Raw genomic sequence first — 26547 nt, 5'->3', positions numbered from 1 at the left:
GTGTACACCTACGAGGGCACCCACGACATCCACGGGCTGATCCTGGGGCAGGACCTGACCGGGTTCTCAGCGTTCTGAAGCCGCTGCCCTGATTGGATCTCCGAGCCGGGCCGGCCCACGCGCTAGCCCGGCCGACTTCGGCCGCCGCGGCCGCTCCCCTCCCCGCCCGGCCGGTCGCCCGAATATCGCGCCGTTCCGCGCAGAATCGCCGTCCACCCCGGTTGACGGGAGGCGACCGGGGGGCTAATTTTGGTTGTTCGGGATTACGGCCCGGCACTCAAGTCGTAGAGTCGTGTTGCCGAGACGGCCAGGCTCCAGGACTTGAGTGCCGGGCCCGCATGCGCCCGTAGCTCAACTGGATAGAGCGTTGGACTACGGATCCAAAGGCTGGGGGTTCGACTCCTCCCGGGCGCGTGCGGCCTCGGTCCGGGAACCGCGAGCGCAGCGTTCCGGTACCAGGCCCACGGCTGTTTGACAGGGACGGGAAGCGAGTGTGGACCGCGGCCCGGCACTCAAGTCGTAGAGTCGTGTTGTCGAGACGGCCAGGCTCCAGGACTTGAGTGCCGGGGCCGAGGAAAGTCCGAGCTCCGCAGGGCAGGGTGCCGGGTAACGCCCGGGCGCCGTGAGGCGACGGAAAGTGCCACAGAGAACAGACCGCCGATCCGGCACTCAAGTCACGCAGCCGTGTTGCAGTAATGCGCAGGGCTGTGAGACTTGAGTGCCGGAGGCAAGGGTGAAACGGCGGTGTAAGAGACCACCGCGCCCCTGGCAACAGGGGCGGCACGGCAAACCCCACCCGGAGCAAGGCCAAGCAGGGACGAGGCGTGGACCCGCGCCGACGCGGCCACAGGCCGCGGGAGTCCCGGGTAGGCTGCTCGAGGCGGCGGGCGACCGCCGCCCTAGAGAAATGGTCCGCCTCCAACCGGCCGGCTGCGGCTGGCAGGGACTGGAGACAGAACTCGGCTTATTCCGCTTCCCGTACCTTTTTCCTGCGCGCCCGTAGCTCAGTTGGATAGAGCGTCGGCCTCCGGAGCCGAAGGTCACAGGTTCGAATCCTGTCGGGCGCATGCCCTCGAAAAGGCGCCGATTCGGGCGCGACGGGAACTATTTTTCCGCACGGCGGTTTCCCTTGACGGTGCGGAAGTGCGGGACTACATTGCCTTTTGCGCAGCAGTTGGCGCGGGCAGGGCTTCGCAGCTAGCTGGATTGCCTGCGCATCGATTGGCGAGAAAACTCATGACGGTCACTCGGCGGCCCGGCTGCTCGGCTCGGGGCTGGCCGCTGCGTGTGCCGTTTTCCTGTTGTGCTGCCGAGGCGAGGAGCTGCTGGAGCTGCTGCTGCTGATCGCCTGAGGAGGGACGGAGAAGGATGAGCGAGGAGCGGACGCCGGGAAGCGATAGACCGGCAATGTTCAGCAACCTGATCGCCAGCCGGCCGCCGCGCGAGGCGGGGGCTGCGGCCGCGGCTATCCTGAGCTCCGTCGTGTTTCACGCGCTGGTGATCACGGCTCTGGTCTGGGCGACGATGGCGCTGGGGAAGGATGCGGCCGATGATGACGAAGAGGTCGTCGCCCTGATCCGGATCGAGGACGAGCCGCCGCCGCCCCCGCCCCCACCCCCGCCGCCGCCGGACGCGCCGCCGCCCGCAGAGGTGGTGGACGTGCCCAAGGGGTTCCAGACGTTGGCGCCGCCCGAGATCATCCCGCCCGACATTCCGCCGCCCTCGACGGGGCCGGAGATTGTGGAGCAGGACTTCACGGGTGAGGGGGTGGAAGGTGGGAAGGCCACGGGGCGGGAGGTCACGGCGGAAGACATTGCTGCGGCTCCCGTGTTCACGCCTTACACGCTGCGCCCGGACCTGAAGAACCGGGACGAGGTGGCCAAGGCGCTGCAGCGTCACTATCCGCCGCTGCTGCGTGACGCCGGGATCGGCGGCACGGCGATCCTGTGGTTCTTCATTGACGAGAACGGCCGGGTCCTGAGGACGCAGGTCAACAAGTCGAGCGGCCACGAATCGCTGGACCAGGCGGCGCTGAAGGTGGCCGATCTCATGCGCTTCTCGCCGGCCCAGAACCGGGACCAGCGGGTGAAGGTCTGGATCCAGATCCCGATCGTGTTCAAGCCCATCTGATCGAGTGCGTTTGCCGGCCCCGCTGCGGACTCGCTGCGCCTGCGGCGGCCGCGCTGTAACCCTGGATGGCCCTGCGCCGAGCGCGGGAGCAAGTTGAGGCGAGAAAGGAACCCACGATGAATCTGTCCCTGATCGAACTCTGGGGAACCATGGGCTGGTTTGCCCGCGGCATTGTCTTCCTGTTGCTGGGCATGTCCATTTACATGGCCATGATCGCGGCGCGGAAGAGTGTGCAGTTGCGCCGGTCCAAGGCGGCGACGCTCAAGTTTTCGCCGCTCTTCTCCCAGGCGCTGGCGGGCGAGGATTTCGCCGAGGCGCAGCGGCTGGTGGACGAGCATCGGCGCAGCCACCTGGCCACTGCGTTCCGCCGGGTCTTTCCCAGCCTCAGCATTTACTCGGAAGACCGGAAGTTTACGGCCGTCGAGGTCGCGTCCGCGCAGCGGCTCATTGATCTGAACAAGCTCGAGCAACTCGCCACGTTCCGGCGTGGGCTGGGCGTGCTGGCCACCATCGGGGCCACGGCGCCCTTCGTGGGGCTGCTGGGCACGACCATGGGTGTGGTCAACGCGTTCACGGGGATGGCGGCCATGGGGAGCGGCGGACTGGCTGCCGTCTCGGCCGGTATTGCCGAGGCGCTGATCACCACCGCGTTCGGTCTGGCGGTGGCGATTCCGGCGGTGTGGCTCTATAACTACTACCTGAATCGCATCGACTATATCTCGATGGAGATCACGTACGCGACCAAGGAGTTCATGGACTTCCTGCACCGCTACGAGGCGCGCATGCACGCGGGTGCGGCTGCCGAAGCGGTGGCGCTGAGCCTGGAGGGTGCGGCTGAGGATCCGGCGGCGCTGAGCCGGGCGCGCATGTCCTAAGTCAGGAGAAGGCGCCGATGGAGTACGAGCCCACGAGCGGCGAGCACGACATCACGGAATCCAATTCCATGGGAGACATCAACGTCACCCCCATGGTGGATGTGATGCTGGTGCTGCTCATCATCTTCATGGTAGTTACACCGGCGATTGTGGCGGGCTTCCAGGCGCAGATGCCGCAGGGTGTGAACCTGAAGGAGCGGCCGGAGAAGGAGGATCGGGTAGTGCTGGGCATTGATGCCTTCGGCAAATACTACCTGAACAAGCGGCCCATCCAGCGGGAACGGGCGGCCATGCTCATCGAGAGGGAGTTTGCTGCGCGGCCCCAGGACAAGGTGCTCTTCGTGAAGGCCGACCGCAGCCTCAAGTACCAGGAGATCCTGGACGCCATGGACCTGGCGCGCGATGCCGGGGCCCGCGTGATCGCGGCCGTGACGGAGACCCGGCCAAGCGAAGACAAGAAGGGCAAGAAGAAGGACTAGTGGCTCGTCTCCGAGGTCCCGTGAGCACCGAGACTGCGGATGCGCCCGAGCCGCAAGGCGCGACGACGAGGGAATAGCAGCGCTATTTCGAGGAGGAGCAACGCAGCGGCTCGGGAAGCAGCCGCAGTCGAATGCCACGGGAATCTCGGTGACGAGCCACTAGGGGCAGGAGAGAGGCCGCATGGCCATACAGATGGGGAAGACGGGCCGCTCGGACATAGCGGACATCAACATGACCCCCATGATCGACGTGCTGCTCGTGCTGCTCGTCATCTTCATGGTTGCCCAGCCGCTCCTCCAGCGCAGCATTGACATGCAGCTCCCGGTCGAGAAGCAGGAGCAGCCTGCGGAGCCGGCGCCGCAGATCGTGCTCGAGATCGATGCTCAGGGGCGCTACTTTGTCAACACCCAGCCGGTGGGGCGGCGGGACCTGGAGCGCCGTCTGCACGAGATCTTCGACAACCGGCCGGACAAGGTGCTGTTCATCAAGGCGGACGGGGAGCTGATTTATCAGGACGTGATCGAGGCGATGGATGTGGCCCGGGGCGCGGGCGTGAAGGTTCTCGGCTCGGTATTGCCGACGTAACCAGCCGCGCCCGCCCGGCGCTGCCCAAGGAAATCGAGGCCTCTGCGCCGCTCAGGCGCGGAGGCCTCGAGGCATCTGAGGCGTCACCGCCGACGAAGCGGCGGGGCCAAGTGATCGAATTCGACCACTAAGCCACGGGCACGTAGTGCTCGGGCCGCACCGCGAGCCGGCCGGTCCCGGCCGCGTACTCCTTCCAACTGACGGGCGGCTGGCCGGTCGGCACTTCCTGCATGGTGATGCACCCCGCCACGGGGCAGACCAGCGAGCAGAGGTTGCAGCCCACGCAGGCCTGCTCGATGACCTGGACGTGCCAGCGCCAGGCGCCGCCGTTCACGCGATCGGAGGGCGCGTCCGCCCCCAGTGCTGTTCGCTCCGGGTCGCGCAAAAGTGCAATAGCCTGGTGCGCGCCATCCTCGCAGGCCACATAGCACAGCCCGCAGTGGATGCACTTGGCCTGGTCGATGACCGCGATGGTGCGGTAGTTGAGGTCCAGGTTCTCCCAGCTCGTGATGCCGGGCAGCGCGCGGCCGCGCCAATCCTCGAGGCGGGCGTATCCCTTTTCGTCCATCCAGTTGGAGAGCCCGTCGATCAGGTCCTCGACGAGCCGGAAGCCGTAGTGCATCACGGCGGTGCAGACCTGGACGGTCGTGGCACCCAGCGCGATGAACTCGGCAGCGTCGCGCCAGCTCTGGATCCCGCCGATTCCTGAGACGGGCAGCCGCACCCTCGGATCGGCCGCTACCGCGGAAACCATGTTCAGGGCAATCGGCTTGACCGCAGGGCCGCAGTATCCGCCATGGCTGCCCTTGCCGGCAACGTGCGGGTGGGGGAAGAAGGTGTCGAGGTCCACGGCCATGATCGAGTTGATGGTGTTGATCAGCGAGAGCGCGTCCGCGCCGCCGCTGCGCGCCGCGCGCGCGATGTAGGTCACGTCCGTGACGTTCGGCGTGAGCTTCACGATCACCGGCCGGGTGGCAACTTCCTTGACCCATTCCACGATCTGGCAGGCATAATCCGGGACCTGGCCGACCGCGCTGCCCATGCCCCGCTCGCTCATGCCGTGGGGGCAGCCGAAGTTTAGCTCGATGCCGTCGCACCCCGTGTCTTCGGTACGGCGCACGACGTCCTGCCACACCTCGCGCCGGCTCTCGACCATGAGCGAGACGATTACGGCGTGCCGCGGATACCGCTTCTTCAGCAGCGCGATCTCGCGCAGGTTGTCGGCGATCGGGCGGTCGCTGATCAGTTCGATGTTGTTGAAGCCCATCATTCGCTGAGTGCCGAGATTCACACCGCCGTAGCGGGAGTAGGTGTTGATGATCGGCTCACCCACGGTCTTCCACACCGCCCCGCCCCAACCGAGGTCGAACGCGCGCGCCACCTGGCCGTACGTGTTGGTGGGCGGGCCGGAAGCCAGCCAGAAGGGATTGGGTGTGTCGATCCCTGCCAGATCAACGGACAGGTCTGCCATGGTACCTCCTTGCGGGCGCCGGAGCGCGAGCCCGATTCCCGATTCTCAACCCGACAGCATGCGGTCGATGGCCGCGGCGGCCCGCCTGCCTTCCGCGGCCGCGTTCACGATCTCCATACCGCCGTTCCTGCAGTCGCCGCCGGTGAAGACTTTCGGGTTCGAGGTCTGGCCGGTAGCCGGGTCGGCCACTACACGTCCATCCCTGAACAGAACGCCCGGGATGCGGGCGAACACCGATTCGTGTGGCTCCTGGCCGATGGCCTCGATGACCATGTCCGTATCGATGCGGTGCTCGCTGCCGGGCACAGGCGCGCCGCGCTCCAGGCGCAGGCATTCTACGGCCTCGACGCTGCTGTTCCCCAGCATGCGCACCGGCTGGGTGTTCCAGCGGAACTCGCAGCCGTCGGCTTTGGCCAGCTCGTATTCGTAATGGAAGGCCGACATCTCCGCCTCACCCCGGCGGTAGAGGATCTGCACGCGATCGGCGCCCAGTCGCCTGGCCTGCGTGGCGGCGTCGATGGCGGTGTTGCCTGCGCCGATCACGAGCACGCGCCTTCCCACGCGCACTTCGTGCCGGGGGCGGAGCTTGAGCGCGCGGATGAAGGAGAGGGCGTCCCATACGCCCTCGAGCTCCCCGCCCGGCAAGCGGAGGCGCCGGGTGTCGCCCAGGCCAATGCCGATGAAGACAGCGTCATACTCGGCGAGCAGCTCCGGGAAACTCACGTCCCGCCCGGCGACAACGCCTGTGCGCAGCTCGGCGCCCAGCTCGAGCACCATCTGCACTTCGGCGAGCGCGGTGGGCGGCCGCATCTTGTATTCGGCGATGCCGTAGGTGTTAAGCCCGCCCGGCAGCTCCCGCGCTTCGAAGATGATGACGTCGTGTCCCCGGCGGCGCAGGTCCTGGGCGCAGGAAAGGCCGGCCGGTCCGGCACCCACGATGGCGACTCGCCGCCCCGTGGCCGGGCCGGCGTGGAACAGGCGCAGCCCGCGCTCGAGCGCATAGTCCGTGGCGTGCCGCTGCAGCCGCGCGATCTCGATCGGCCGCCGCTGCAGGTCATTCATGACGCAAGCGCCCTCGCACAGCACTTCCACGGGACACGCCCGCGCGCAGGAATGCCCCATGGGGTTCGCGTCCAGGATCTCGACGGCCGCACCCCGCAGGTTGCCGCTCGCGATCTTCTTGATGAAGGCGGGGACATCAATGTGGGTGGGACACGCCTGCGTGCAGGGCGCGTCGTAGCAGTAAAGGCAGCGGTGCGCTTCTGCCTCGGCCTCGTCCGCCGTGAGTGGCGGGGCGATTTCGGCAAAATTGGCGTCGAACTGCGCGTCCGTCAGCAGCGCAGCGAACTCACCCATGATGGCTCACCTCAGTCGGCTGCTGCGCCGCGCTGCGCCACCGGCCGGAGCGCCGGCTGGAGCGCCGTCATGCCCAGGAGGTAAGCTGCGGCCGCAAGCGCGAAGCCGACGAACCAGGCCCAGTTGTACAGGCCGGCAAAGAAGGGAGTGGCGGGGGCGAACTGGAGCGCGGCCAGGAAGCCGGGCAGGCTGGGCGCGATGCCCAACACCAGCGCGGCGATCGCCACCCAGTTGATGCCGCCCCAGTACTCGTAGGCCCCGCCGCGGCGGAACAGATCGTCCAGATCGAGCTGCTGCCGGCGCAGCAAGAAGTAATCGGCGATCATGATCCCGGCTACCGGACCCAACAGCGCGCCGTAACCAATCAGCCAGGTGAAGATGTAGGCGGCCGCGTCGTTGTACAGCTTCCAGGGCATGATGGCGATGCCGATCAGCGCCGTGATCAGCGCGCCGGTGCGAAACGAGATGCGCTGCGGCGCTACGTTGCTGAAACCCATTGCCGGGGCGACCACGTTGGCGGCAATGTTCGTGGTCAGGGTGGCGGCCACCAGGCCGATCATGGATAGCACGACCACGCCTGGCCCGCCCACCCGCGCGAGCAGCGCAATGGGGTCGGCTATCCGTACGCCGAAGATGACCACGGTCGCGGCCGTAACGGCGGCGCCAATGAACGCGAAGAGCGCCATGGTGGGCGGCAGCCCCAGCGCCTGCCCCAGCAACTGATCCTTCTGCGAGCGGGCGTAGCGGGAAAAGTCCGGGATGTTCAGGGCCAGCGTTCCCCAGAACGCGACCGCCGAAGTGAGTCCCGCGCCCAGCACCGCGCCGACGCCGCCGCGCACGGTCTCGCCTGCGCTCGCCGAGTCGGCCAGCATGGGACGGAACCCGCCTGCGGCGTTCCAGGCCCAGAGGAGCAGCGCCAGTCCGACCAGCAGCAGGAAGGGCGAGGCCCAGCTCTCGAGCACCTTGATGCTGTGGATCCCCTTGAGCACAATGGCCAGGTTCAGTGCCCAGAAGCCGAGGAAACACAGGAACTGAGCGCTGTCAATGCCCACCCAGCCGGGGAGCAGGTTGGGCAGGCCGGCAATACCTGGCCAGATCGTCGCCAGCAGCGTGTAGATTGCCCACCCGCCGATCCAGGTCTGGATACCGAACCAGCCGCAGGCCACGCCGGCGCGCAACAGTCCGGGAATGTTCGCGCCCACTACGCCGAAAGAGGAGCGCACCAGCACCGGGAACGGGATGCCGTAGCGGGCACCGGCGTGAGCGTTCAGGGTGATGGGGATCAGGACGACGACGTTACCGAGAATCACGCTGGCGACGGCGGCCTGCCAGCTCCAGCCGCGCTCGACCAGGCTCGAGGCCAGGGTATACGTCGGGATACAGATGGACATGCCGATCCAGAGCGCGGCGAAGTTCCACCAGCTCCAGGTGCGCTCGGCCGCCGCGGTGGGCGCCAGGTCGCGGTTGACCAGCGCGGCGTCGCGAGTCATGACTTCCATAACCCTGCTCCTCACCCGCTCGCCGCCACCTGGTCCGATGCGGGCGTCATCTCGTCCGCCGATGGCCCGTAGATCGATGGCACCTTGCCGCCCATGGGCCGCAGGTAGGTGCTGAGCTGGCCGCGGTGGTGGATCACGTCCAGCAGCGTGCCCCACAGCATCTCGCCGAGCGGGCACTCGAAGACCACCTGAGCGCCCATTTTCAGCGCCACTGGCCTGGCCCAGGCGGCGTCATCCAGCCTCGCCAGCCGCTCCTTCAGCGCCGCGCCGCCCGCCTCGAGCGTGCCCAAAAACTGGTCCAGACCCTGACCGGCGCCGCTCGGCTCGACCCAGTCGCAAGCGCCATGGTCGACGAAATCGCCGGCCATGCGGACCTCCTCCGACATGACCGCGAGCAGCTCGCGCGCGGAGCGCGAGCGCGCATGCGGCCGCCACTCGAGCTGGTCCGCGGGCGCCGCACGGAACACCCGGGCCGTGATCGGGAGCTCCTCGTCCCATTTGCGCTGGAAGAATTCGCGTTCGGTCATTTCGTCCCGCTCTGCTTTGTATGGTGGGCCACGTTGCCAGAATGCAGCTCCGACCAGGGCGGGCTCCGCGTAGCCCCAGCCCCAGCCCTACACCACCGCGTACTCGGCGACTTCCGCCAGTGCCTGGTCCAGCAGGCGGGCGCCCTCGTCGACGTCGGCAGCGGAGATGAGCATGGGCGGAGCCAGGCGCAGCACGTTGCCGTACAGCCCGCCCTTGCCCAGCAAGAGACCGCGCCGTTTGGCCGCCTCCATGAGCGCGAGCGTGCGCTTAGGCGCGGGTTTCCTGGTTTCTCGGTCCTCGACCAGCTCGACGGCCTGCATGAGGCCCATGCCCCGCACATCGCCAATAAAGGGGTACTTCTCCTTGAGCGCTTCGAGGTGGGCGCGGAGCTGGCGGCCGCGCTCCGCCGCCCGCCGCGGCACGTCCTCACGCTCCATCACCTCGAGGGTGGCGGCCGCGGCGGCCATGGTGACCGGGCTGCCGCCGAAGGTCGAGATGGTGGAACCCTTCCAGGCGTCCGCCACCTCGGGCGCGGCGATCGTCACGCCCACGGGCAGACCATTGGCTACGCCCTTCGCCATGGTCATGATCTCGGGCTCGACGCCCCAGTGCTCGATGCCGAACCACCGGTCACCCGTGCGGCCGAAGCCCGTCTGCACCTCGTCGCAAACGAAGATGCCGCCATAGCTGCGGATGATCCCAACGGCGATCTCGAAGTACTCGGGCGGCGGCGTGATGAAGCCGCCCACACCCTGGATCGGCTCGGCCAGGAACGCGGCCGGCCGGCCGTTGGTCTCCGTGCGGATCAGCTCCTCGATGTCCTGGGCGCATTTCACGCCGCAGGAGGGGTACTCGAGGCCCAGCGGGCAGCGGTAGCAGTACGGCGAAAGCGCGTGCTTGATGCCCGGCACCTGCGTGGGCAGCAGCCGCCAGGCGGCGTGCCCGGTGATGCTGGTGGCCAGCGTCGAGCGCCCGGAGTAGCCGTGGCGCAGCACAATGACTTCCTGCTGGCCGGTGTACATCTTGGCCAGCATGATGGCCGTCTCGTCCGCCTCCGTGCCGCTGTTGGTGAAGAAGCTCTTCCCCAGTCGGCCGGGCGTGAGGCGCGCCAGTCGCTCGGCCACACGCACCTGCGGCTCGGTGACATAGAGAGTGGAGGTGTGCCCCAGCCGCTCCGCCTGCCGGTGCACTGCCTCGACCACCTCGGGGTGACAGTGCTCGAGCGAGACCGTCAGGATCCCGCCAAAGAAATCCAGGTACTCGCGGCCGTCCGCGTCCCGCACCACGCAGCCGCTCCCCTCCGTGAGCACCACCGGCTCCTGGTAGTAGGTGGCCACGCAGGGGAAGAGAAACTCCTTCTGCTTCTGGCGCAGACGGTCAGCGTCCATGAGGGTGTCTCCGCGCTCGTGCCCGTGCCCGTACCCGTACCCGTACCCGTACCCGTACCCGTACCCGTACCCGATAGTCGCCTGGGCCGTTACGCCTTCGCCCAGACCGAAGCCCTCTGCCAGATCCCACCCGTAGCGCGGTCCCGCCACGGGATCGGGATCGGGATCCGGATCGGGAAATGAAGGCCGCTACATGCTCCGTGCAGCCCGGCGCAGGAACTGACCCGCGCCCGGCCGGCCCACGAACTTCCCCTGCTCGATCACCGCCTGGCCACGCGAGAGCACCACCTCCGGCACGCCCTTGACCACCCGACCCTCGTAGGGGTTGTAGTCCACGCGCATGTGATGGCTCTGCGCGGAAAGCGTCTGCTCGCGCTGGGCGTCGAACACTACGATGTCGGCATCGGATCCCGGCGCAATCGTGCCCTTGCGCGGGAAGAGGCCGAAGATCTTGGCCGGCGCCGTCGAGGTGAGCTCGACGAAGCGGTTGAGCGTGATGCGCCCGGCGCCCACGCCGCCATCGTAGACCAGGCTCATGCGCGTCTCGATGCCGGGCGCGCCGTTCGGGATCTTGCTGAAATCCCCCACTCCGAGCTCCTTCTGCTCCTTCATGCAGAAGGGGCAGTGGTCGGTGGAGATCACCTGCAGGTCATTATACGCCAGCCCGCGCCACAGCCTGGCCTGCGTCTCCCGGGGCCGGAGCGGCGGGCTCATCACGTACTTGGCGCCCTCGAACCCGCCTTCCTCGTAGTTGTCGTAGGAGAGGAAAAGGTACTGCGGGCAGGTCTCGGCATAGGCAGGGATGCCGCGGCCCCGCGCCTCGGTCACCATCTCGAGCGCTTCCGCGGCCGAGAGATGCACAATGTAGATGGGCACGTCGGCCATCTCGGCCAGTGCGATGGCGCGGTGCGTCGCCTCGGCCTCGGCCCGGGCCGGCCGCGTGAGCGCGTGGTACTTGGGTGCGGTCCTTCCCTCGGCCAGCGCGCGCTTCACCAGTACATCGATGACGCCGCCGTTCTCGGCGTGCATGCAGATCATGCCGCCGTTCTTCGCCGTGCGCAGCAGGGCGCGGAAGATGGTCGCGTCATCCAGCATGAACACGCCCGGATACGCCATGAACAGCTTGAACGAGGTAATGCCTTCGCGGACCAGCGCATCCATTTCCTGCTCGTGCTGTTCGGAAAGCTCCGTGATGATCATATGAAAGCCGTAATCGATCACCGCCTTGCCATCCGCCTTCTTCATCCAGTTCTCCCACGCCTGCTGCAGCGTCTGGCCGCGGTACTGGATGGCGAAGTCGATGATCGAGGTGGTGCCGCCCCAGGCGGCGGCAGCCGTGCCGGTCTCGAAGTCATCGGCGGAGGTCGTGCCGCCGAAGGGCATGTCCAGGTGGGTGTGCACGTCAATCCCGCCGGGTATGACATACCTGCCCGAAGCGTCGATCACCCTGTCGGCCTGGAGGTCGAGGTGTGTGCCGATCAGCTCGATCCGCTCGTCCTGGATCAGGACGTCGCCGTGGTAATGGTCCGTGGCGGTGACGATCGTGCCGTTTTGGATGAGAGTACGCATATAGGCTCCTGAGCCTCTGTTACCTTTGTCGGCCTGGGCCCTCTTTGCGCCCGGTGCGCTTCAAGCCTTCCCCTTCACAGCCGGCACCCACCTCGGCACCTGCTGCCGATACTTTTCGTACTCTTCGCCGAACAGCCGCCCGAGCGTCGGCTCCTCGTAGACGAGGACGAACAGGTGCACGATGACCCAGAAGGCCACCGTAAACGCGAGCAAGCCTGGAGACTGGAGGAACAGGGTCGCCCCCAACAAGGCCAGGACCACGCCGGCGTACATGGGGTTGCGGACCCACCGGTAAGGTCCCCAGACGACTAGCCGTCGCGGCGCGTCGAACGGCGCCGGCGTGCCCCGCCCGATGAACGCGAAACTGAAGATGCAGGTCAGCACCAGCGCCGCGCCGGCCGCGAGCATGCCGAGCCCGGCGATCTGCGCCGGGCCGAACGCCGCCGGTCGGGTGAGCCCCTCCGCCTCCAGCACCTGGGCCGGAAGGAAAACCAGCACTATGCCGACAAACAAGCTCGCGTAGATGAGCGCTCGGGCGAGCGCGAACATGCCAGGCCTCCCCAGACAGCGCTTTGTGTCCGCAGCCAGAACCGCGTTGCCCTGCTTTCCTTCTTGGAGCCCTCACCCTTAGTGGTCGAGTTCGTAAGTACGGCCACGAATGCGGCCGTATTTGCGGATTCGACCACTTAGCCCTGGCCGCGGCCCTGCCGCATCAGGGCAACGCCTTCACCATGTCCTCGTACGTCTCGGGCCGGCGGTCGCGGTAGAACTGCCAGACTCGACGGACCTCCTCGATCATGTCCAGGTCCAGGGCAGCGATGACCAGCTCGTCGGCGTCCTCCGAACCTACCGCCAGGGAGTTGCCCCGCGGGTCGACAAAGTAGCTGCTGCCGTAGAACTCGCCGATGTTCCACGGCGCCTCGCTGCCCACCCGGTTGATGCACCCCATGAAGTAGCCGTTGGCCACGGCATGCGCCGGCTGCTCCAGCTTCCACAGGTACTGCGACAGTCCCGCCACGGTTGCCGATGGGTTGAACACCACCTCGGCGCCGCGCAGTCCCAGGATGCGCGCACCCTCGGGGAAGTGGCGATCATAGCAGATGTAGACGCCCACGTCCGCGTAGCGCGCGTGGAACACCGGGTAGCCCAGGTTGCCGGGCTTGAAGAAATATTTCTCCCAGAAGCCGGCCGTGTGGGGAATGTGCGTCTTGCGGTACTTGCCCAGAAAGCTGCCATCCGCATCGAGCACGGCCGCGGTGTTGTAGTAGACGCCTGCCATCTCCCGCTCGTACACCGGCACGACCATCACCATGGCGTACTGGCGCGCCAGCTCCGCCATCCGTTCCGTGGTGGGGCCGGGCACTGGCTCGGCAATGTCGCACCAGCGCGCGTCCTGGCTGGGGCAGAAGTACGGGCCGTAGAACAGCTCCTGCAGGCACAGAAGCTGGACGCCGCGCTGGCCCGCTTCCCGGATCAGGGGGAGGTGCTTCTCGATCATGGCATCGCGGACCTGCGCCACCGGCGCGTCCGCCGGCAGGTCCGGCAGCGACATCTGGATCAAGCCGCCGACTACGTTGCGAGGCATGAGCTTCTCCTGTCCTCCCATTTCGTACCCGTACCCGTAGGCGTACCCGTACCCCCTCCGAAACGGCGCGCCGGAAACCGGGTACGGGTACGGGTACCGGTGCGGGTACGCGTGCGCACCCCGCCCAACGGGCCACCTACCACCTGGAGATCACCACCTTCTTGTCCGTATAGAACTCGATGGCATCGTGGCCGTGGGCCTTGAGATCGCCAAAAAACGAGCCCTTCGTCCCGCCGAACGGGAAGAACGCCATGGGCGCGGCGACGCCGATGTTCACGCCGATCATGCTCACGCCCACGCGGTAGCGGAACTCGCGGGCTGCCCGCCCGCTGCTGGTGAATATGGACGTGGCATTGGCGTAGCCGCTCTTGTGCACCAGCTCGATGGCCTCGTCCAGGTTGGCCGCGCGCGTGACCGAGAGCACCGGGCCGAAGATCTCTTCCCGGCCGATGGTCATGGCCGGCTGCACCTGCTCGAACAGCGTGGGGCCGACCCATTGGCCGCGCGGGTAGGTGTCGACGCGCGCGCCACGGCCGTCCACTACCAGCTTGGCCCCTTCCTTGACCCCCTCCTCAATGAATCGCTCGACCCGCTGCCTGTGGCGCGCGGAGACGACCGGGCCCATGTCCGTGTCGGCGTCGAGGCCGTAACCCAGGCGGAGCGAGCGCGCGGCGGCAGCGACGCGCTCGCGCAGGGCTTCATGGGCGCGGTCCACCGCAACCAGGACGCTGCCCGCGAGGCAGCGCTGGCCAGCGCAGCCGTAGACCGAGCTGACCACGCCCTCGACTGCCGCGTCCACGGGCGCGTCGGGCAGCACGACAATGTGGTTCTTGGCGCCGCCCAGCGCCTGCACGCGCTTGCCGTGGTCGGCGGCCGTGCGATAGATGTGGCGGGCGACCGCGCTCGAGCCCACAAAGGAGATGCCGACGATGTCCCGGTGGGCGAGCAGGGCGTCAACCGCTTCCCGGTCGCCGTGCAGCAGGTTCAGCACGCCGGCGGGGAAGCCGGCCTCGTGGGCCAGCTCGAAGATCCGCGTCTGGGAAAGCGGCACCTGCTCGCTGGGCTTGACGATGATGGTGTTGCCGGTCGCGACCGCGTAGGGCCAGAACCAGAGCGGCACCATGGCGGGGAAATTGAACGGCGTGATGGCGGCGAACACGCCCAGGGGCTGGCGGATCGTCTCGCAGTCGACGCCGCGCGCAATGTCTTCCAGCGTCTGCCCCATCATCAGGCTGGGGATGCCGCAGGCGTGCTCGAGGTTCTCGATCCCGCGGCGCACGCTGCCCCGCGCCTCGGACAACGTCTTGCCGTTCTCCTCGGTGACAATACGCGCCAGCTCGTCGGCGTGCTGCTCGAGCAGGAACTTGAGGCGGAAGAGGCAGCGGGCGCGCTCGACGGGCGGCGTTTCGCGCCAGGCCGGGAAGGCAGCGCGCGCAGCAGCAGCCGCACGATCCACATCGGCGGCAGCGGCGAGGGGCAGGACACCCAGGCGCTCGGCAGTGGCCGGGTTGGTAATCTCGAGCGAGCGGGGGGAATCCGGCAGCACCCATTCCCCGGCCACATAGCTGGGAATGCTGCCGCGGAAAGCCTGGACGCAGGCCAGCCGGTCGGCAGTGGGCGGGCTGCTGGCAGCTACGCTGGGCACCATGGCTCGACTCCGGACGAAAGGCCGCAGGAGATACGACTCATGGGGAACCGGCAAGCCGCTCGGAAGCGCGCAAACGCGCCCCGGCGGCCTGGTATGGGAGCGGGACGGAAACCGTTGGGCAAATGTAGGTTGGCCGCCCTCGAAGTCAATAGCAGCGCGGATTTGCGGATCTGCAGGCCTGGCGTTTTGCAAGACAATTCGAGCTTTGCCAGCATTGCCGGGACTCTGCCGTCCCGAGCAAGCGCAGCGAGTCGAGGGATCCGGTGTCCCCCCAATGGCCGGCGCGCTGTCCGGCTGGCAGCCAATCACGCCAGGATCCGTCGACTCCCAGGTGCGTTGCTCGCTCGGGGTGACGGCTCCTGACCCCTGCGGGCACGGGGAATGCGAAAGCCCGGGGCCGCTCTCTCCGGGATCCGCTTTTCCCGCATCCGCATCCGAAGGGCGGGGTGGTGTGGGCCCTGCCGCGGGGGTCCAGGGCAGCAGTGCTGGTTACTCGGATGCGGGTGCGGGCGCGGACGTGGATGCGGATGCGGATGCACCATTCCTAACGCTGGCAGCGGTCGCAGCGTCAGAACAGACGCAGCTCTCCCCAATCGACAACTCATGGAGGAGGGTATCATGCGTTTGCGCCGATCATTCCACGGTTCCTTCGCCGCCATCACCGCTCTGTTGCTCACCCAGTGCGAACAAATGCCTTCGCCGCTGGACGAGGGTGGGGGCAGGGCGCTCCCCGATGCGCGGCAAGGGCAGGTCGCCTTCGCTGCGGAGTGCGCCACCTGCCATGCTTCCGGCGACGGGTTCGATCTCGCCTTCTTCAACTTCACGGACACGACCATCGTGAGGCGAGCCGTTGCGCACGTCGACACGGCCACGGCCCTGGACATTGTGGCGCACGTGGGTACGCTGCGGGTCCAGCGCGCGTCGCGCGATCTCCGGCCCTTTCAGCCGGGCGGGGCCGTGCTGTCCGGCGATGTCGAGTTTGCCACGGCGCTTTTCGGCGCCGATGCCTGGCCGGCGGACATGACCAGTGAACGCCTGCGTGCGATCGATCCGCTGGCCGTGCGGGCTGCCATCGCGCTGCCGCTCTGGTCCCTCGAGAACGGGAACCTGGACTGGATGCCGGACCAGCCGCTTCCGGCCGGCGTACTGGATGACCAGGGGAAGCTGGGCCGTGCCGCGCTGGCGGGGTACCAGGCCGCGCCGACCAGCGAGAATCTGGTGCGGGCACTCTCGGCCCTGCGCAGCGCGGAGCGGCGGACGGAGAACCCGGCAGCGCCGTGTCTGCTCGAGGTACCGGAACGCGTGAACTACCAGCAGTGCTTCAACGTGAGGCGCTGGACCTCGACCCTCGCCGCGCAGCACATGCTGCGCTACGGCATCAGCGGGCGACTGCACCCGGTAGCCCACGAGATCTGGTGGGACGTGGGCAATGTGGCGCGCAAGGCGCTGTCCGCGCACGTGCCGTTCGACAACGCGGAACGCAACTGGGCCTCGTGGATGTACCTGGGCTGGATCTTCGAGCCCTCGAGGTTTGCCAGCACCTACACGGGCAGCGGGCTTACGCGTGTCGGGCTGCCGCGCCACGCGACCTTCGTGGCGTTGCGCAGCCAGGTGGCGCGGCCGCAGAGCTCGGTCTCACCGTACGCCGATGTAGAGAGCGCGGCCAAATTCGCGCCCAATTCCTGGGCTTTCCAGGCAGTGCGCTTCGGCTACAGTCACCTGCTCGAGCGCATCCGGAGTGGGGACCTGCCCCGCCTCGAGATGCGGGCGGACGCGCGGGCCAGGGTCGAGTCGGCATACACTATAGCCAGCCGCAAGATTGCAGCGGCGGAGCGCGACGCGCTGCGCCAGGCGGCGAACGAGGTGCTGGCTGCGCTGCCGCTGAACTGACGACGCTGTTTTATGACGGCGAGCCGGGAGGAGCGGGCGGGGAATGGGGTGCCGGTCCCACAGCCCGTTCAGCCGCCGGCGGGGCGGCCGGAGCGTCGGCTGGGGGTGTCGGTTGCGGGGCAGACGCCGCGGGGCTCGGCGCCGCCATGCCCCCCGCCACTGCTCCTGCGGCCTGGGCAGCCGCGCCGTTACCGGCGCGGATCCTCTCGTTCTCGTCTTGCAGCACCGCCAGCCGGCCGTCCCATTGCGCCATCATCTTGACGAAAGCGCTGGCGTACTCGGGGTCGAGCTCCGAGCCCGCGTGGGTGCTGATGTACTCGAGCACCTTCGTCGACGGCCACCCCTCGCGGTAGGGGCGGTTGGTGCGCAAGGCGTCGTACAGGTCACAGACATGCACCAGCCTGCTGGCGTCGTGACAGTCGCGCCGGAACATCAGCAGCGGGTAGCCACGGCCGTCCAGCATGATGTGGTGCTCGTAGGCTACCACCGCCGCAAGCTCGAGCTGCTGGGTCGACTCGAAGATGACGCGCGCGCCATCCGCCGGGTGACGGTTCATGACCTCTCGCTCTGCCGCCGAGAGTTGACCGGGCTTGGTGAGCACTTCCTTCGGGATGCGTACCTTGCCGATGTCGTGGAGTAAGCCGGCCGTGCCGAAGGCGCGTACATCCTGCGGCTGCATGCCCAGGAACTCCGCCAGCCCCATAGCCAGCACCGAGACATTCAGCGAGTGCGTCGTCGTGTACTCGTCGAACTGTCGGAGCTGGAGCAGCGGGAGCACGATTTCGCGCTCGCTGTGCATGGCTACGGCGAGCGAGCGGACGACGGCGTCGGCCTCCGCCAGGGGCAGGTTGCCGCGCTGCACCTCTTCATGGATCCAACGGACCGTGTCCGCCTCCTCGGCCAGCGTGTAGGCGTCCTTTTCCGCCTCCTTGCCCTTCGCGCCGCCGCGCACGCCCAGCTCGCCGAAGCGGATCCCGAGCTTGCGCTCCTGACGCACCTGGCTGCTGGGCAGGGCCAGCAGGTTCAGCCGGCCCAGTGCGATCTCGAGGAACGCCTCGAAGTCCTCGCGACTGACGCAGTCGTCACATTCGAGACGCTCGATGCCCGCCTCCACCAGCTTGGGCGCATAGTCCCAGGCCTTCAGCTCGGCCAACGGCTGGTTGCCGAAGACTACCTCCTCCTTGAAGAAGGTGTAGCGGAGCTGCGGGTCCCGGGACTGCAGTTGCTGCAGCGACTCGTAGGCCACCTCCAGGGCGCGCTCCCGGGCGGGATGCTGCTGGTGGTACAGCACCATGGCGGAGAGGGCGCGGGCAAAGCCGATCAGGAAGGCGGCTGCGTCGCTCATGACCGGTTCTGCCGGCTGTCAATGGCCGCGCGGATCTCCGCGTCGCCGGACCTGGCGGCGCGCTTGAGCACCGCCGCACTGCGCGATTCCGTGGGCCAGGTGGAGGCCAGCACTTCGAGCGCGATCAGCAGCTCGGGCGTCTTGCGCGCCAGCGTGAGGCGCCGCAGCAGGAAGGTCCTGCGCGAGCTGAGCTTCAGCAGTGTGGCCAGGGCCAGGGGCGAGCGTACGCCGCGGAGCAGCCGGATGCCGGGCACCCGGATCTCCGCGGGCAGCTTGGGATCCAGGATCCGCCTGGCCACGAAGGGGAACGCGGCCGGTGGGCAGCCGTCATGAGCGACGCCCAGCGCTATGGCGATGACGGCGGAGTCCTCGTCGCTGAGCGCCGCGCAGAGGGCGTGCTCCCGCTCCCCCGGCTGCTTGAGCCAGAGCTTGAACCCCTCGCGGCGCACCCGCGGGTCAGTATGGTGAGCAAAAATGGCCGGGCTGAATCCCTCGGGCAGCGCGCCAATGTCGTGGAGCAGTGCCAGCATGTTGCGCTGGACGTACCAGCGCTCGTCGGCGACGCGGGGAAGGATCAGCGGCACAATGGCCGGCCCCATGTTCCTGAGCCGGTCGAACAGGCCGCGGCGCGCGGGCGCTGACTGCGCCTCCGCCAGCTTGTCCAGCATGGGATCAGCCGCAACAACGCCTATGGCAGCCACCAACTGGTCCAGGGCCTGGAAGTCGATGTCCTCGCCCCACAGCAGCCGCCGCACGTTGTCCGGCGTGCCCAGGGAGCGGCGCACGATGGCGGCCGCGCGGCTGTCCGCCGCTACGTGCTGCAGCATGTGCAGCAGCTCGGCAATCTGACCAGCGTCCAGCAGATCGGCGACGGCGCGCTCGACCTGAGGCCCCACAGCGTCGATCTCGAGGCCCATCTGCACCAGACGCTCAGGTTCGAAAACACTGAGGACGCGCTTGCTGGTGGGCGAGTCGGGCGTGACCCGAGCCATGCTCTCCAGGGAGGCGGTGTACTCGTCCGGGTTGGGATCCTGGAGCTGCCACCGCTCGACCAGCTTGCGCGTCTGCTCGCGCAGGGCGGCGTTCGCCTCCGCGTGCAGCGGCGCACTGCCCGGCTTGGCATGCATGGCCAGCTTGGAAAGCAGACGCATGAGCCCATGCGAGATCTTTTGCTCGGCCGTCTCGGCCGCGGCCTGCACGATCTCCATCACGGCCTCGGAAGGGTAGGTCTGCGTGGTCTCGAGCAAGAACCTGGTCCGCTTGGCGACATCGCCGCCCATCCTGACCAGGCGCTGCAGCGTCTCCGGCTGCAGCGCCTTGACCAGCTCCGCAACCTGCTGGCGCAGCGCCTCGCCCCCACCTTCCCCCTCGCCCTTCAGCTCCCGAGCAATGTCCATCAGGAAGCCGACAATGGCCTGGTCGCCCTCAGGGCTGCGGTCGATGGCCGCCGCAATGAGCAGGGGATCCGTGCTGGTCGGATCCTCGCCCTCGATCTGGAAGCCCAGCGCGACCCGGGCCAGCTTGAGCCAGAGCTGCGTCGCCCGCGCCGATTCCTGCCCTTCACCACTTTCCGCCGCCGCAGGGTCGCCCGCAATGCCGAGCTTGTCGTAGGTCAGCGGGAACAGCTTGATGTGATGCCAGCGGTCGAAGTCGCCAGGATGCTCCAGCAGCCGCACACCCATGGGCCGCTCGGTGCTCCCCACCTCGACTGTAAGTGAAGAGAGCAGCTCGGTGATCTCCTCTACCTCGAGGCCTGGCGAGAAGGCCAGGGCGCCGATGTGCTGCTTGTGCAGCCGGTGGGCGAGGTCGCCCCAGAGGGGGTGCTCGGGGTCGGTAACCACGCCCTCCACGAAGAGCTGGCGCTGGGCTACGCCCACCACCAGCGTGCTGCGTTCCAGGAGCAGCTCCTCAAGGTGCTTGATCACCGCGCCCGCCGGCTGCTGCAGGAACACATGGCCGGGCGGGTACATGGCAAAGCGGCTTAGGGCAGTGGAGAACTCGCGCAGGAAGTCACGGACCTCCTGGCTCAGTTCGCCAACCGGAGCGGCTCGGGGCTTAGAAGTTACTTCCGTTGACATGCACTTCCACTGGAATCGGGACGGCGGCGGCGACGCAAGTCCGTGTTGCTTGCTTAGATATGCGGCGAGTCCAGCTTAAGTAAGCACGGTCCCCGGAAACTGTCAACCGCCCGCGCTGCCTCGAGGCCGGTCGTCCCGGTGCGCCAGGAACATGCCTGGCGCCTCCAGCCGGTACACGTCCCCAGCCAGTCCAGCGGGAATCGGTCGCACGCAAGCCTGAGCCAGCCAGCCGGCCGGCGGTCGCATCTTGTCACGGCAGACCCCCCCGCGCCCGCACCACGGGCCCAGGATGACGCCGGATGGCGCAGCGGATGCAGAACGGAGACGCTTGTGGAACGGGCCCCGATCGGCGGACGCCGTTGTGATCCGGTAGCGGAGACCTGCTTCTTAGCTTGAGTGCCGTCAACACGAAACCACGGCCCTCACAAGGAGGAGGTCACCATGTCAACGACTCCACGCTGCCGCGCGCCAGCCCTGTCCGCAGCCGCGGCGACGCTCTTCGCCCTGATCGCGTGCGATTCCGACAAGAACCCGCTGGAACCGGATGCAACGAAGAGTGCCACCCGGATCGTCTGGGAGGCGGATCGCGACGGGAACGATGAGATCTATGCCATGAATCCAGACGGCTCGGCGCAGACCCGACTGACCAGCCACTCAGCCAGTGACCAGAACCCCTCGCTCTCTCCTGATGGCCGCAAGATCGCCTTTCATTCGGACCGCAGTGGCAACGTCGAGATTCACGTGATCAGCGCGGACGGATCGAGCCCGAGCCGCCTCACGAACAATTCTGCTCGTGACGAGGTGCCCACCTGGTCGCCGGACGGCGCCAAGATCGCCTTTCGGTCCGACCGTGATGGCAATTTCGAGATCTACTCCATGAACGCGGACGGGACGAATCAGACGCGCCTGACGAACAATCCGGGCGCCGATCAGGTCCCCTCGTACTGCCCCGATGGCAGGATCCTCTTCGCTTCGGTCCGCGGCGGGAACACCGACGTTTATGGGATGAATGCTGACGGCTCCAACGTGATCCGGATAACGACCCACGCTGCACGGGACTTCAATCCGGATTGCTCGCCCGACGGGACCAGGATCGTCTTCTGGTCGGAGCGGGATGGCAACATGGAAATCTACGTAATGAACATCGACGGCTCGAATCAGACGCGGCTCACGCAGAACCCGGCTAGCGACGCGAACCCGGTGTGGTCGCCGGATGGCAAGCGTATCGTCTTTCATTCGGACCGTGACGGCCAAAGGGAGCTCTACGTCATGGACGCCGATGCGTCCAACCTTACGCGACTGACCAACAACACGAGCAAGGACGTGGCGCCCGATTGGGGCAGGGCGCCGTGATCCCGTAGGGGGTCGGAGCGGCCGGCCATTGGCTCCGACCCCCATCCGTTCCCACCCCTCATTCCGTCGGCCGGCCCACCCGAACTCTTGCCTGAATCCCCTCTTCGCACGAGTATAGCACGCAGCCAGCCCCACCATTTTTAGCCTGACAGGTCCGACGTGGGCGAGATGCAGATCCGTCTGCTCACACTCGGCACGCTGCGTTGCTTTCTGGGCGACGCGGAGCTCGCCGATCTTCCGGCTCAGCGGCTTCGCTGCGCGGTGCTGCTGTATCTCGCGCTGGAACGCGAGGCCACGCGCGAGGCTGTTGCCTCTCTCCTCTGGCCTGAGCGTGATTCCGAGCGTGGCCGCCACGCCCTGAGTCAGAAGTTGTATGAGCTCCGCCAGATCCTGGGCGAGGACTGGGTGCAGGCACCCGGCGAGCGGATGCGCGTCACTCCGCTTATCCGGGTGGACATGCACGAGTTCGAGACGGCCGTTCAACGTGGTGCGCTGGAGGAAGCTCTCGCGCTCTATAACGGTGAGTTCCTCGGGGATTTCTATGTTCCCGGATCGAAAAACTTCGAGAACTGGGTCGATCGGCACCGGGCGCGCGTGGCCCGCTTGCACCGGAAAACACGCCGGGAGCTCATTGACCAGTGCGTCGCCCGCGGCGATGTCGAGCGCGCCATGCTCGCGGCTCGGCGCTGGGTCGAGCTGGAGCCGCTGGAAGACGAAGCCCACCACCGCTTGATCGAGCTCCTCGCCCACAGCGGGAACCGCGCGGAAGCGATCCGCCAGTACGACAGCTACGAGCGCGCCCTGAAGGCGGAGGAACTCGAGCCGCTGGAGCAGACGCGGGCGCTGATCGCTGTGGTCCGGCAGAGTAGCACCGCCCCGACTCCGCCCACCGCGGCTCCGGCTGCAATCTACGAACCAAGTGAATCCGTGGAGTCGGCGAGTCTACCAGCCGCCGTTCAGCCTCGCGTCCCCGCTTCACGCCGTCGCCGGGTGATCGCAGTTGCGATCGCGGCCGCGTTGCTGTTGGCCGTGGGTTCGTGGGCGGCCCGGCATTACCTGCTCCGGGCATCCACGCCGTCGCGCTCGATCGCGGTGCTACCCTTCCTCAATCTCAGCACGGACCCGAGTGCGAGCGAGCATTTGAGCGACGGCGTTGCCGAGGAACTGATCCACGCGCTCAGCCAGACCGACAGCCTGCGCGTTGCGGCGCGCACGTCTTCGTTCCGATTCAGGGGCAAAGACGTGAGTATCCGCACTGTCGGAGACTCGCTGGATGTGGAGCTCGTGCTCGAGGGAAGCGTTCGTCAGGAGGGGAGTCGCCTGCGCGTCGCAGCGCAGTTGATCAAGGTGTCGGACGGCTACCACCTCTGGTCGGGCAAATTCGACCGTGAGCTCAAGGACGTCTTGACGCTACAGGAAGAAATCGCCGGTGCTATCGTGGATGCGCTCAGAATCAGACTGGCGAGTCGGGGGCCTGCCCGGCTGGCGGTCGGCGGCACGGCCAATACGCAAGCCTACCAAGCGTATCTGCGCGGCCGCTACTTGCTCCATAAAGGAACGCGTGATGCCGTGCTCAGCTCGATGGAGTACTTGGACAGCGCCGTGGCCCTCGATCCCCGCTATGCGCTGGCCTATGCAGCACTCGCGCAGGCCCACCTCCTTGTGACCCCTTCCCGGGAGCGACGTGCGGAGACGGCGAAAGCCGCCGCGGAACGCGCGGTTCAACTGGCTCCCAGGCTGTCGGAAGCTCATGCGGCCCTGGGGCGGGCCGAGCTCGAGCGGTGGGCCTGGGATGCCGCAGAGCGTGAAGCGAAGCTTGCCATTCAACTGGACTGGAGGAACTCGTCAGCGCACGCCACCTATGCCGGCGTACTCATGGTACGCGGCCGGACCGAAGAAGCCGTGCGCGAAGCGACTCTCGCCGCGCAGCTCGAGCCGCTTTCGGCGGCGGCGGCGGCGGACTACGCCGAGGCCCTGCGCGCGGCGCGAAAGTACCATCTGGCGGTGCAGATCCATCGCCGGGCCCTCGAGCTCGAGCCCACTCTGGGACGGCAAAACCTGGCGAAGGTCTACATCGAGCTCGCCATGTACGATTCGGCGCTCGCGCAGTTCCGCACCGCCGTGACCGCCGGCGCTCCACACTTGCGCAGGATTGATCTCCTGTGGATCGCGTACACGTACGCGCGCGCCGGGAAGCGCGACCAGGCCATGGACCTGCTTGGGGAATTCGAACGCCAGCCGCCGCAGGCCATGAATGGCTACATGCTCGCCGCGCTTCACCTGGCGCTCGGGAACCGGGAGCGCGCGTTCCAGCTCCTGGAGCGGGGGATCAGCGAATGGCGCGCAGCCGCCTGGCGGCAGCTCCCGTGGGACCCGGTGTGGGATCCAGTTCGGCAAGACCCGCGTTTCGCGCGCCTGATGAGGCAGATGAATCTGTGACTTCCATTCTGACAGCATTGGCGCTTCTGCAGGGGGCGAGGCTGGCCAGCGGGGAGTACTTCCAGCAGCGGGTCGCGTACCGCATCGAGGCGAGTCTGGACGAAGCCACGCACGTGCTGCGCGGCCGCGCGCGGCTCCGCTACCTGAACCAGGCGCCGGCCGAGCTGGACACGCTCTTTTTCCACCTTCACCTGAACGCCTTCCGCCCGAACAGCGCCTGGGCTCTCCGGGAGCTGCAGTTCGGGGAGTCGCGTTTCCAGCGGCTGGGGCCGGCGGACCACGCCTTCGAGCGGCTGCTGGGCGTGCGCGTCCGCGGGGTCGAGGTCCGGCCGGTGTACCCGGGCGCGCCCGACTCGACCGTAGTCGCGGTGCCGCTGCCGGTCCCGCTCGCGCCCGGCGACTCGCTGATCGTGGATCTGGACTGGGCGGTGCGGCTCTCGATCGTGCCCCGCCGGCAGGGTCGCCGCGGCCGCCACTATGACTTTGCCCAGTGGTATCCGCGGATTGCGGTCTACGACGCCGGCGGCTGGCGCCACCATCCGCTACTGCCGCAGGGCGAGTTCTATGGCGAGTTCGGCAGCTACGACGTCACGCTCGACCTCTCGGCTGATCAGGTGCTGGGCGCGACGGGCGAAGTCGTAGCAGGAGACCCGGGGTGGCGGCCAGCCCTTCCGCGCCCGGCCGGCACGGCCGCCGCAGCGCGCTCCGCGGAAGCCCTGGGGTTGCTCGCGGCCGCGACCGCGCCCGGGCGGAAGCAGCTCCGCTGGCGCGCGGACAGCGTCCACCACTTTGCCTGGAGCACCGCGCCGGACTACGTCTACGAGGGCGGCGCCTGGAACGGCGTCGCCATCCACGTGCTGTATCAGCCGGGCGACACGGCCTGGCACAGGGGCGCAGCGGTGGAGCGCACGGCCCGGGCGCTGGCCTGGCTGGACACGATTTTCGGGCCCTACCCCTACCCGCAGGTCACCAACGTGCACCGCCTCGAGCCGGGCGGCACGGAGTTCCCCATGCTGGTCATGAACGGGTCCGCGTCGCAGGGGCTGATCGTGCACGAGGTCGCCCATATCTTCGCCCACGGCATCCTGGCCAACAACGAGTGGCTGGAAGCCTGGCTGGACGAGGGGCTGGTCTCGTTCCTCAGCAACTGGTTCTGGGAGCGTCGCGGCCAGCCCGACATCTGGGTCAGGGAGCTGGAGCGGGCAGCGGAGCGCGAGCGCGCGGGTGCAACGCAGCCTGTCGCCACTCCAGCGGCGGAGTTTGCCGACTTCGCCATGTATCAGGCCATGACCTATACCAAGGCCTCCCTGATTTTCCTGATGCTGCGCGGGTATCTCGGCGAGCCGGTCTTGCGGCAGGTGCTCCGCGCCTATTACGAGCGGCACCGCTTCCGCCACGTGACGGAGCGGGAGCTGCGGGCCGTTGCCGAGGAGGTGAGCGGGCAGGAGCTGGACTGGTTCTTCCAGCAATGGCTGCACACGACCGCCACGCTGGATTACGCGATCGGCGCGGCGGCTACCGAGCGGCTGCCGGACGGCGCCTGGCGCACCCGCGTCGAGGTCCTGCGCTCGGGCGACGCCTGGATGCCCGTCCTGCTGCGGGTGGGGGATCAGGTGCGGCGGCTCGAGTCGCGGGCGCCGCGGCAGCTCATCGAGGTGACGACCACCCGGCAGCCGGCCGAAGCCGTGCTGGATCCGCGGCGCACGCTGCTGGAGCTGGATTACTCGAACAACCGGCGGGCGTTATGAATCTCGAAGCCTGCGGGACTGCGGAGCGCTGCCCGCGAGGGGGTGCGCCCCCGCCTCTCGCCGCGGGCGGAGCCGCGGTCAGTCCTCCGGGAACGGCCGCTGCTGCATGGCCTCGATCGCTTCCAGGCCAAGGGCGGTGCCCGCAGCGCCCGCCAATCCGTGCTGCAGGTCGGCGGCGGCCATAGCGTCGCCGATCAGGAAGCCCTGCACCAGGTCGCACCCCTCGGCGACGAGATAATTCAACTGCCGCTGGTGCTCGACCCCCTCCGCGAGCACCTGCACCCCCAGCCCGTGGGAAAGCGCAATGACCGCCTCGATCAGCCGCTCGTCCTTCGAGTCAGTACCAATGCCGCGGACGAAGCTGCGGTCAATCTTGAGGATGTCGACGGGGAATCGCTTGAGATAGGCCAGTGAGGAGTAGCCCAGGCCGAAGTCGTCGACTGCGACCAGTACACCGGCCTGCTTCAGCTCGTAGAGCAACTCGGCGGTCGCCTCCGGATTGCGCATGGCCGTGCTCTCGGTGACCTCGAGGACCAGTCGGCGCGGGTCGACACCCTGCTCCCCCAGCGCGTTGGCGATG

General features: G+C 67.7%; 21 protein-coding genes, 2 tRNA genes and 1 other RNA gene. 12 read left to right on the top strand and 12 right to left on the bottom strand.

Annotation, left to right across the window (positions count from 1 at the left end; genetic code table 11):
• The first annotated feature begins 340 nt into the window (after positions 1–340).
• From HY703_03810 to HY703_03775, 8 genes are all read left to right on the top strand, one after another.
• Positions 341–414: transfer RNA gene (locus HY703_03810), tRNA-Arg, on the top strand.
• Between the two features lie 112 nt (positions 415–526).
• Positions 527–983, top strand: an RNA gene (gene rnpB / locus HY703_03805) — RNase P RNA component class A.
• Positions 984–993: 10 nt separating this feature from the next.
• Positions 994–1067, top strand: a tRNA-Arg gene (locus tag HY703_03800).
• Positions 1068–1163: 96 nt separating this feature from the next.
• Positions 1164–1352 (top strand): hypothetical protein, encoded by a 189-nt coding sequence (locus tag HY703_03795; protein MBI4544300.1) that lies wholly within the window; start codon positions 1164–1166, stop codon positions 1350–1352.
• 16 nt (positions 1353–1368) lie between these two features.
• On the top strand, positions 1369–2130 hold the full coding sequence (locus HY703_03790; protein ID MBI4544299.1) for an energy transducer TonB: 762 nt from the start codon (positions 1369–1371) through the stop codon (positions 2128–2130).
• A gap of 149 nt (positions 2131–2279) precedes the next feature.
• Complete coding sequence (locus HY703_03785; GenBank protein ID MBI4544298.1) at positions 2280–3005, top strand: MotA/TolQ/ExbB proton channel family protein; 726 nt, start codon at positions 2280–2282, stop codon at positions 3003–3005.
• A 17-nt stretch (positions 3006–3022) separates the two neighbouring features.
• Positions 3023–3484: a biopolymer transporter ExbD gene (locus tag HY703_03780; GenBank protein ID MBI4544297.1), complete on the top strand. Its 462-nt coding sequence runs from the start codon at positions 3023–3025 to the stop codon at positions 3482–3484.
• A gap of 181 nt (positions 3485–3665) precedes the next feature.
• Positions 3666–4070, top strand: coding sequence for a biopolymer transporter ExbD (locus HY703_03775; GenBank protein MBI4544296.1), 405 nt, complete (start codon positions 3666–3668; stop codon positions 4068–4070).
• Positions 4071–4197: 127 nt separating this feature from the next.
• Here HY703_03775 and preA read toward each other — a convergent pair whose 3' ends face one another.
• The 9 genes from preA to HY703_03730 all read right to left on the bottom strand — a co-directional run bounded on the left by preA (position 4198) and on the right by HY703_03730 (position 15114).
• Positions 4198–5541: an NAD-dependent dihydropyrimidine dehydrogenase subunit PreA gene (gene preA / locus HY703_03770; protein ID MBI4544295.1), complete on the bottom strand. Its 1344-nt coding sequence runs from the start codon at positions 5539–5541 to the stop codon at positions 4198–4200.
• A gap of 45 nt (positions 5542–5586) precedes the next feature.
• On the bottom strand, positions 5587–6897 hold the full coding sequence (locus tag HY703_03765) for an NAD(P)-dependent oxidoreductase (GenBank protein MBI4544294.1): 1311 nt from the start codon (positions 6895–6897) through the stop codon (positions 5587–5589).
• Positions 6898–6908: 11 nt separating this feature from the next.
• A complete protein-coding gene (locus HY703_03760) occupies positions 6909–8396 on the bottom strand; it encodes an NCS1 family nucleobase:cation symporter-1 (GenBank protein ID MBI4544293.1) in 1488 nt (495 codons plus the stop codon).
• Between the two features lie 11 nt (positions 8397–8407).
• The gene (locus HY703_03755; protein ID MBI4544292.1) at positions 8408–8923 is read right to left on the bottom strand and encodes a hypothetical protein; all 516 of its coding nucleotides are present in this window, start codon (positions 8921–8923) and stop codon (positions 8408–8410) included.
• An 87-nt stretch (positions 8924–9010) separates the two neighbouring features.
• Positions 9011–10312: an aspartate aminotransferase family protein gene (locus HY703_03750; protein MBI4544291.1), complete on the bottom strand. Its 1302-nt coding sequence runs from the start codon at positions 10310–10312 to the stop codon at positions 9011–9013.
• Positions 10313–10501: 189 nt separating this feature from the next.
• On the bottom strand, positions 10502–11881 hold the full coding sequence (gene hydA, locus HY703_03745) for a dihydropyrimidinase (protein ID MBI4544290.1): 1380 nt from the start codon (positions 11879–11881) through the stop codon (positions 10502–10504).
• A 60-nt stretch (positions 11882–11941) separates the two neighbouring features.
• On the bottom strand, positions 11942–12430 hold the full coding sequence (locus tag HY703_03740; protein MBI4544289.1) for an isoprenylcysteine carboxylmethyltransferase family protein: 489 nt from the start codon (positions 12428–12430) through the stop codon (positions 11942–11944).
• 163 nt (positions 12431–12593) lie between these two features.
• Positions 12594–13466, bottom strand: a complete 873-nt coding sequence (locus HY703_03735; protein ID MBI4544288.1) for an acyltransferase — start codon at positions 13464–13466, stop codon at positions 12594–12596.
• A gap of 136 nt (positions 13467–13602) precedes the next feature.
• Positions 13603–15114: a CoA-acylating methylmalonate-semialdehyde dehydrogenase gene (locus tag HY703_03730; GenBank protein MBI4544287.1), complete on the bottom strand. Its 1512-nt coding sequence runs from the start codon at positions 15112–15114 to the stop codon at positions 13603–13605.
• A gap of 618 nt (positions 15115–15732) precedes the next feature.
• Between HY703_03730 and HY703_03725 the strand changes: the two genes are divergently transcribed.
• The gene (locus HY703_03725; protein MBI4544286.1) at positions 15733–17004 is read left to right on the top strand and encodes a hypothetical protein; all 1272 of its coding nucleotides are present in this window, start codon (positions 15733–15735) and stop codon (positions 17002–17004) included.
• Positions 17005–17014: 10 nt separating this feature from the next.
• Here HY703_03725 and HY703_03720 read toward each other — a convergent pair whose 3' ends face one another.
• Both HY703_03720 and HY703_03715 read right to left on the bottom strand, forming a co-directional pair.
• Positions 17015–18349, bottom strand: coding sequence for an HD domain-containing protein (locus HY703_03720; GenBank protein ID MBI4544285.1), 1335 nt, complete (start codon positions 18347–18349; stop codon positions 17015–17017).
• The gene (locus HY703_03715) at positions 18346–20427 is read right to left on the bottom strand and encodes a hypothetical protein (GenBank protein ID MBI4544284.1); all 2082 of its coding nucleotides are present in this window, start codon (positions 20425–20427) and stop codon (positions 18346–18348) included. The genes HY703_03720 and HY703_03715 overlap by 4 nt, the downstream gene beginning before the upstream one ends.
• A 441-nt stretch (positions 20428–20868) precedes the next feature.
• On the opposite strand from HY703_03715, the gene HY703_03710 reads away from it, so the two are divergent.
• The 3 genes from HY703_03710 (at position 20869) to HY703_03700 (ending at position 25967) form a co-directional block, all read left to right on the top strand.
• Positions 20869–21780, top strand: coding sequence for a PD40 domain-containing protein (locus tag HY703_03710; GenBank protein MBI4544283.1), 912 nt, complete (start codon positions 20869–20871; stop codon positions 21778–21780).
• 168 nt (positions 21781–21948) lie between these two features.
• Positions 21949–24219 (top strand): hypothetical protein, encoded by a 2271-nt coding sequence (locus tag HY703_03705; GenBank protein ID MBI4544282.1) that lies wholly within the window; start codon positions 21949–21951, stop codon positions 24217–24219.
• Complete coding sequence (locus HY703_03700; protein ID MBI4544281.1) at positions 24216–25967, top strand: M1 family metallopeptidase; 1752 nt, start codon at positions 24216–24218, stop codon at positions 25965–25967. Before HY703_03705 ends, HY703_03700 begins: the two co-directional genes overlap by 4 nt.
• A gap of 78 nt (positions 25968–26045) precedes the next feature.
• Here the strand turns inward: HY703_03700 and HY703_03695 are convergent.
• Positions 26046–26547 (bottom strand): EAL domain-containing protein (locus HY703_03695; GenBank protein ID MBI4544280.1); only part of this gene is annotated, 502 nt, incomplete at its 5' end.

The organism is Gemmatimonadota bacterium (assembly GCA_016209965.1).
In the GTDB taxonomy this organism is placed as follows: Bacteria; Gemmatimonadota; Gemmatimonadetes; order Longimicrobiales; family RSA9; genus JACQVE01.
The sequence above is the reverse complement of the archived record's forward strand: the minus strand, read 5'-3'. Positions and strand labels throughout refer to the sequence as shown.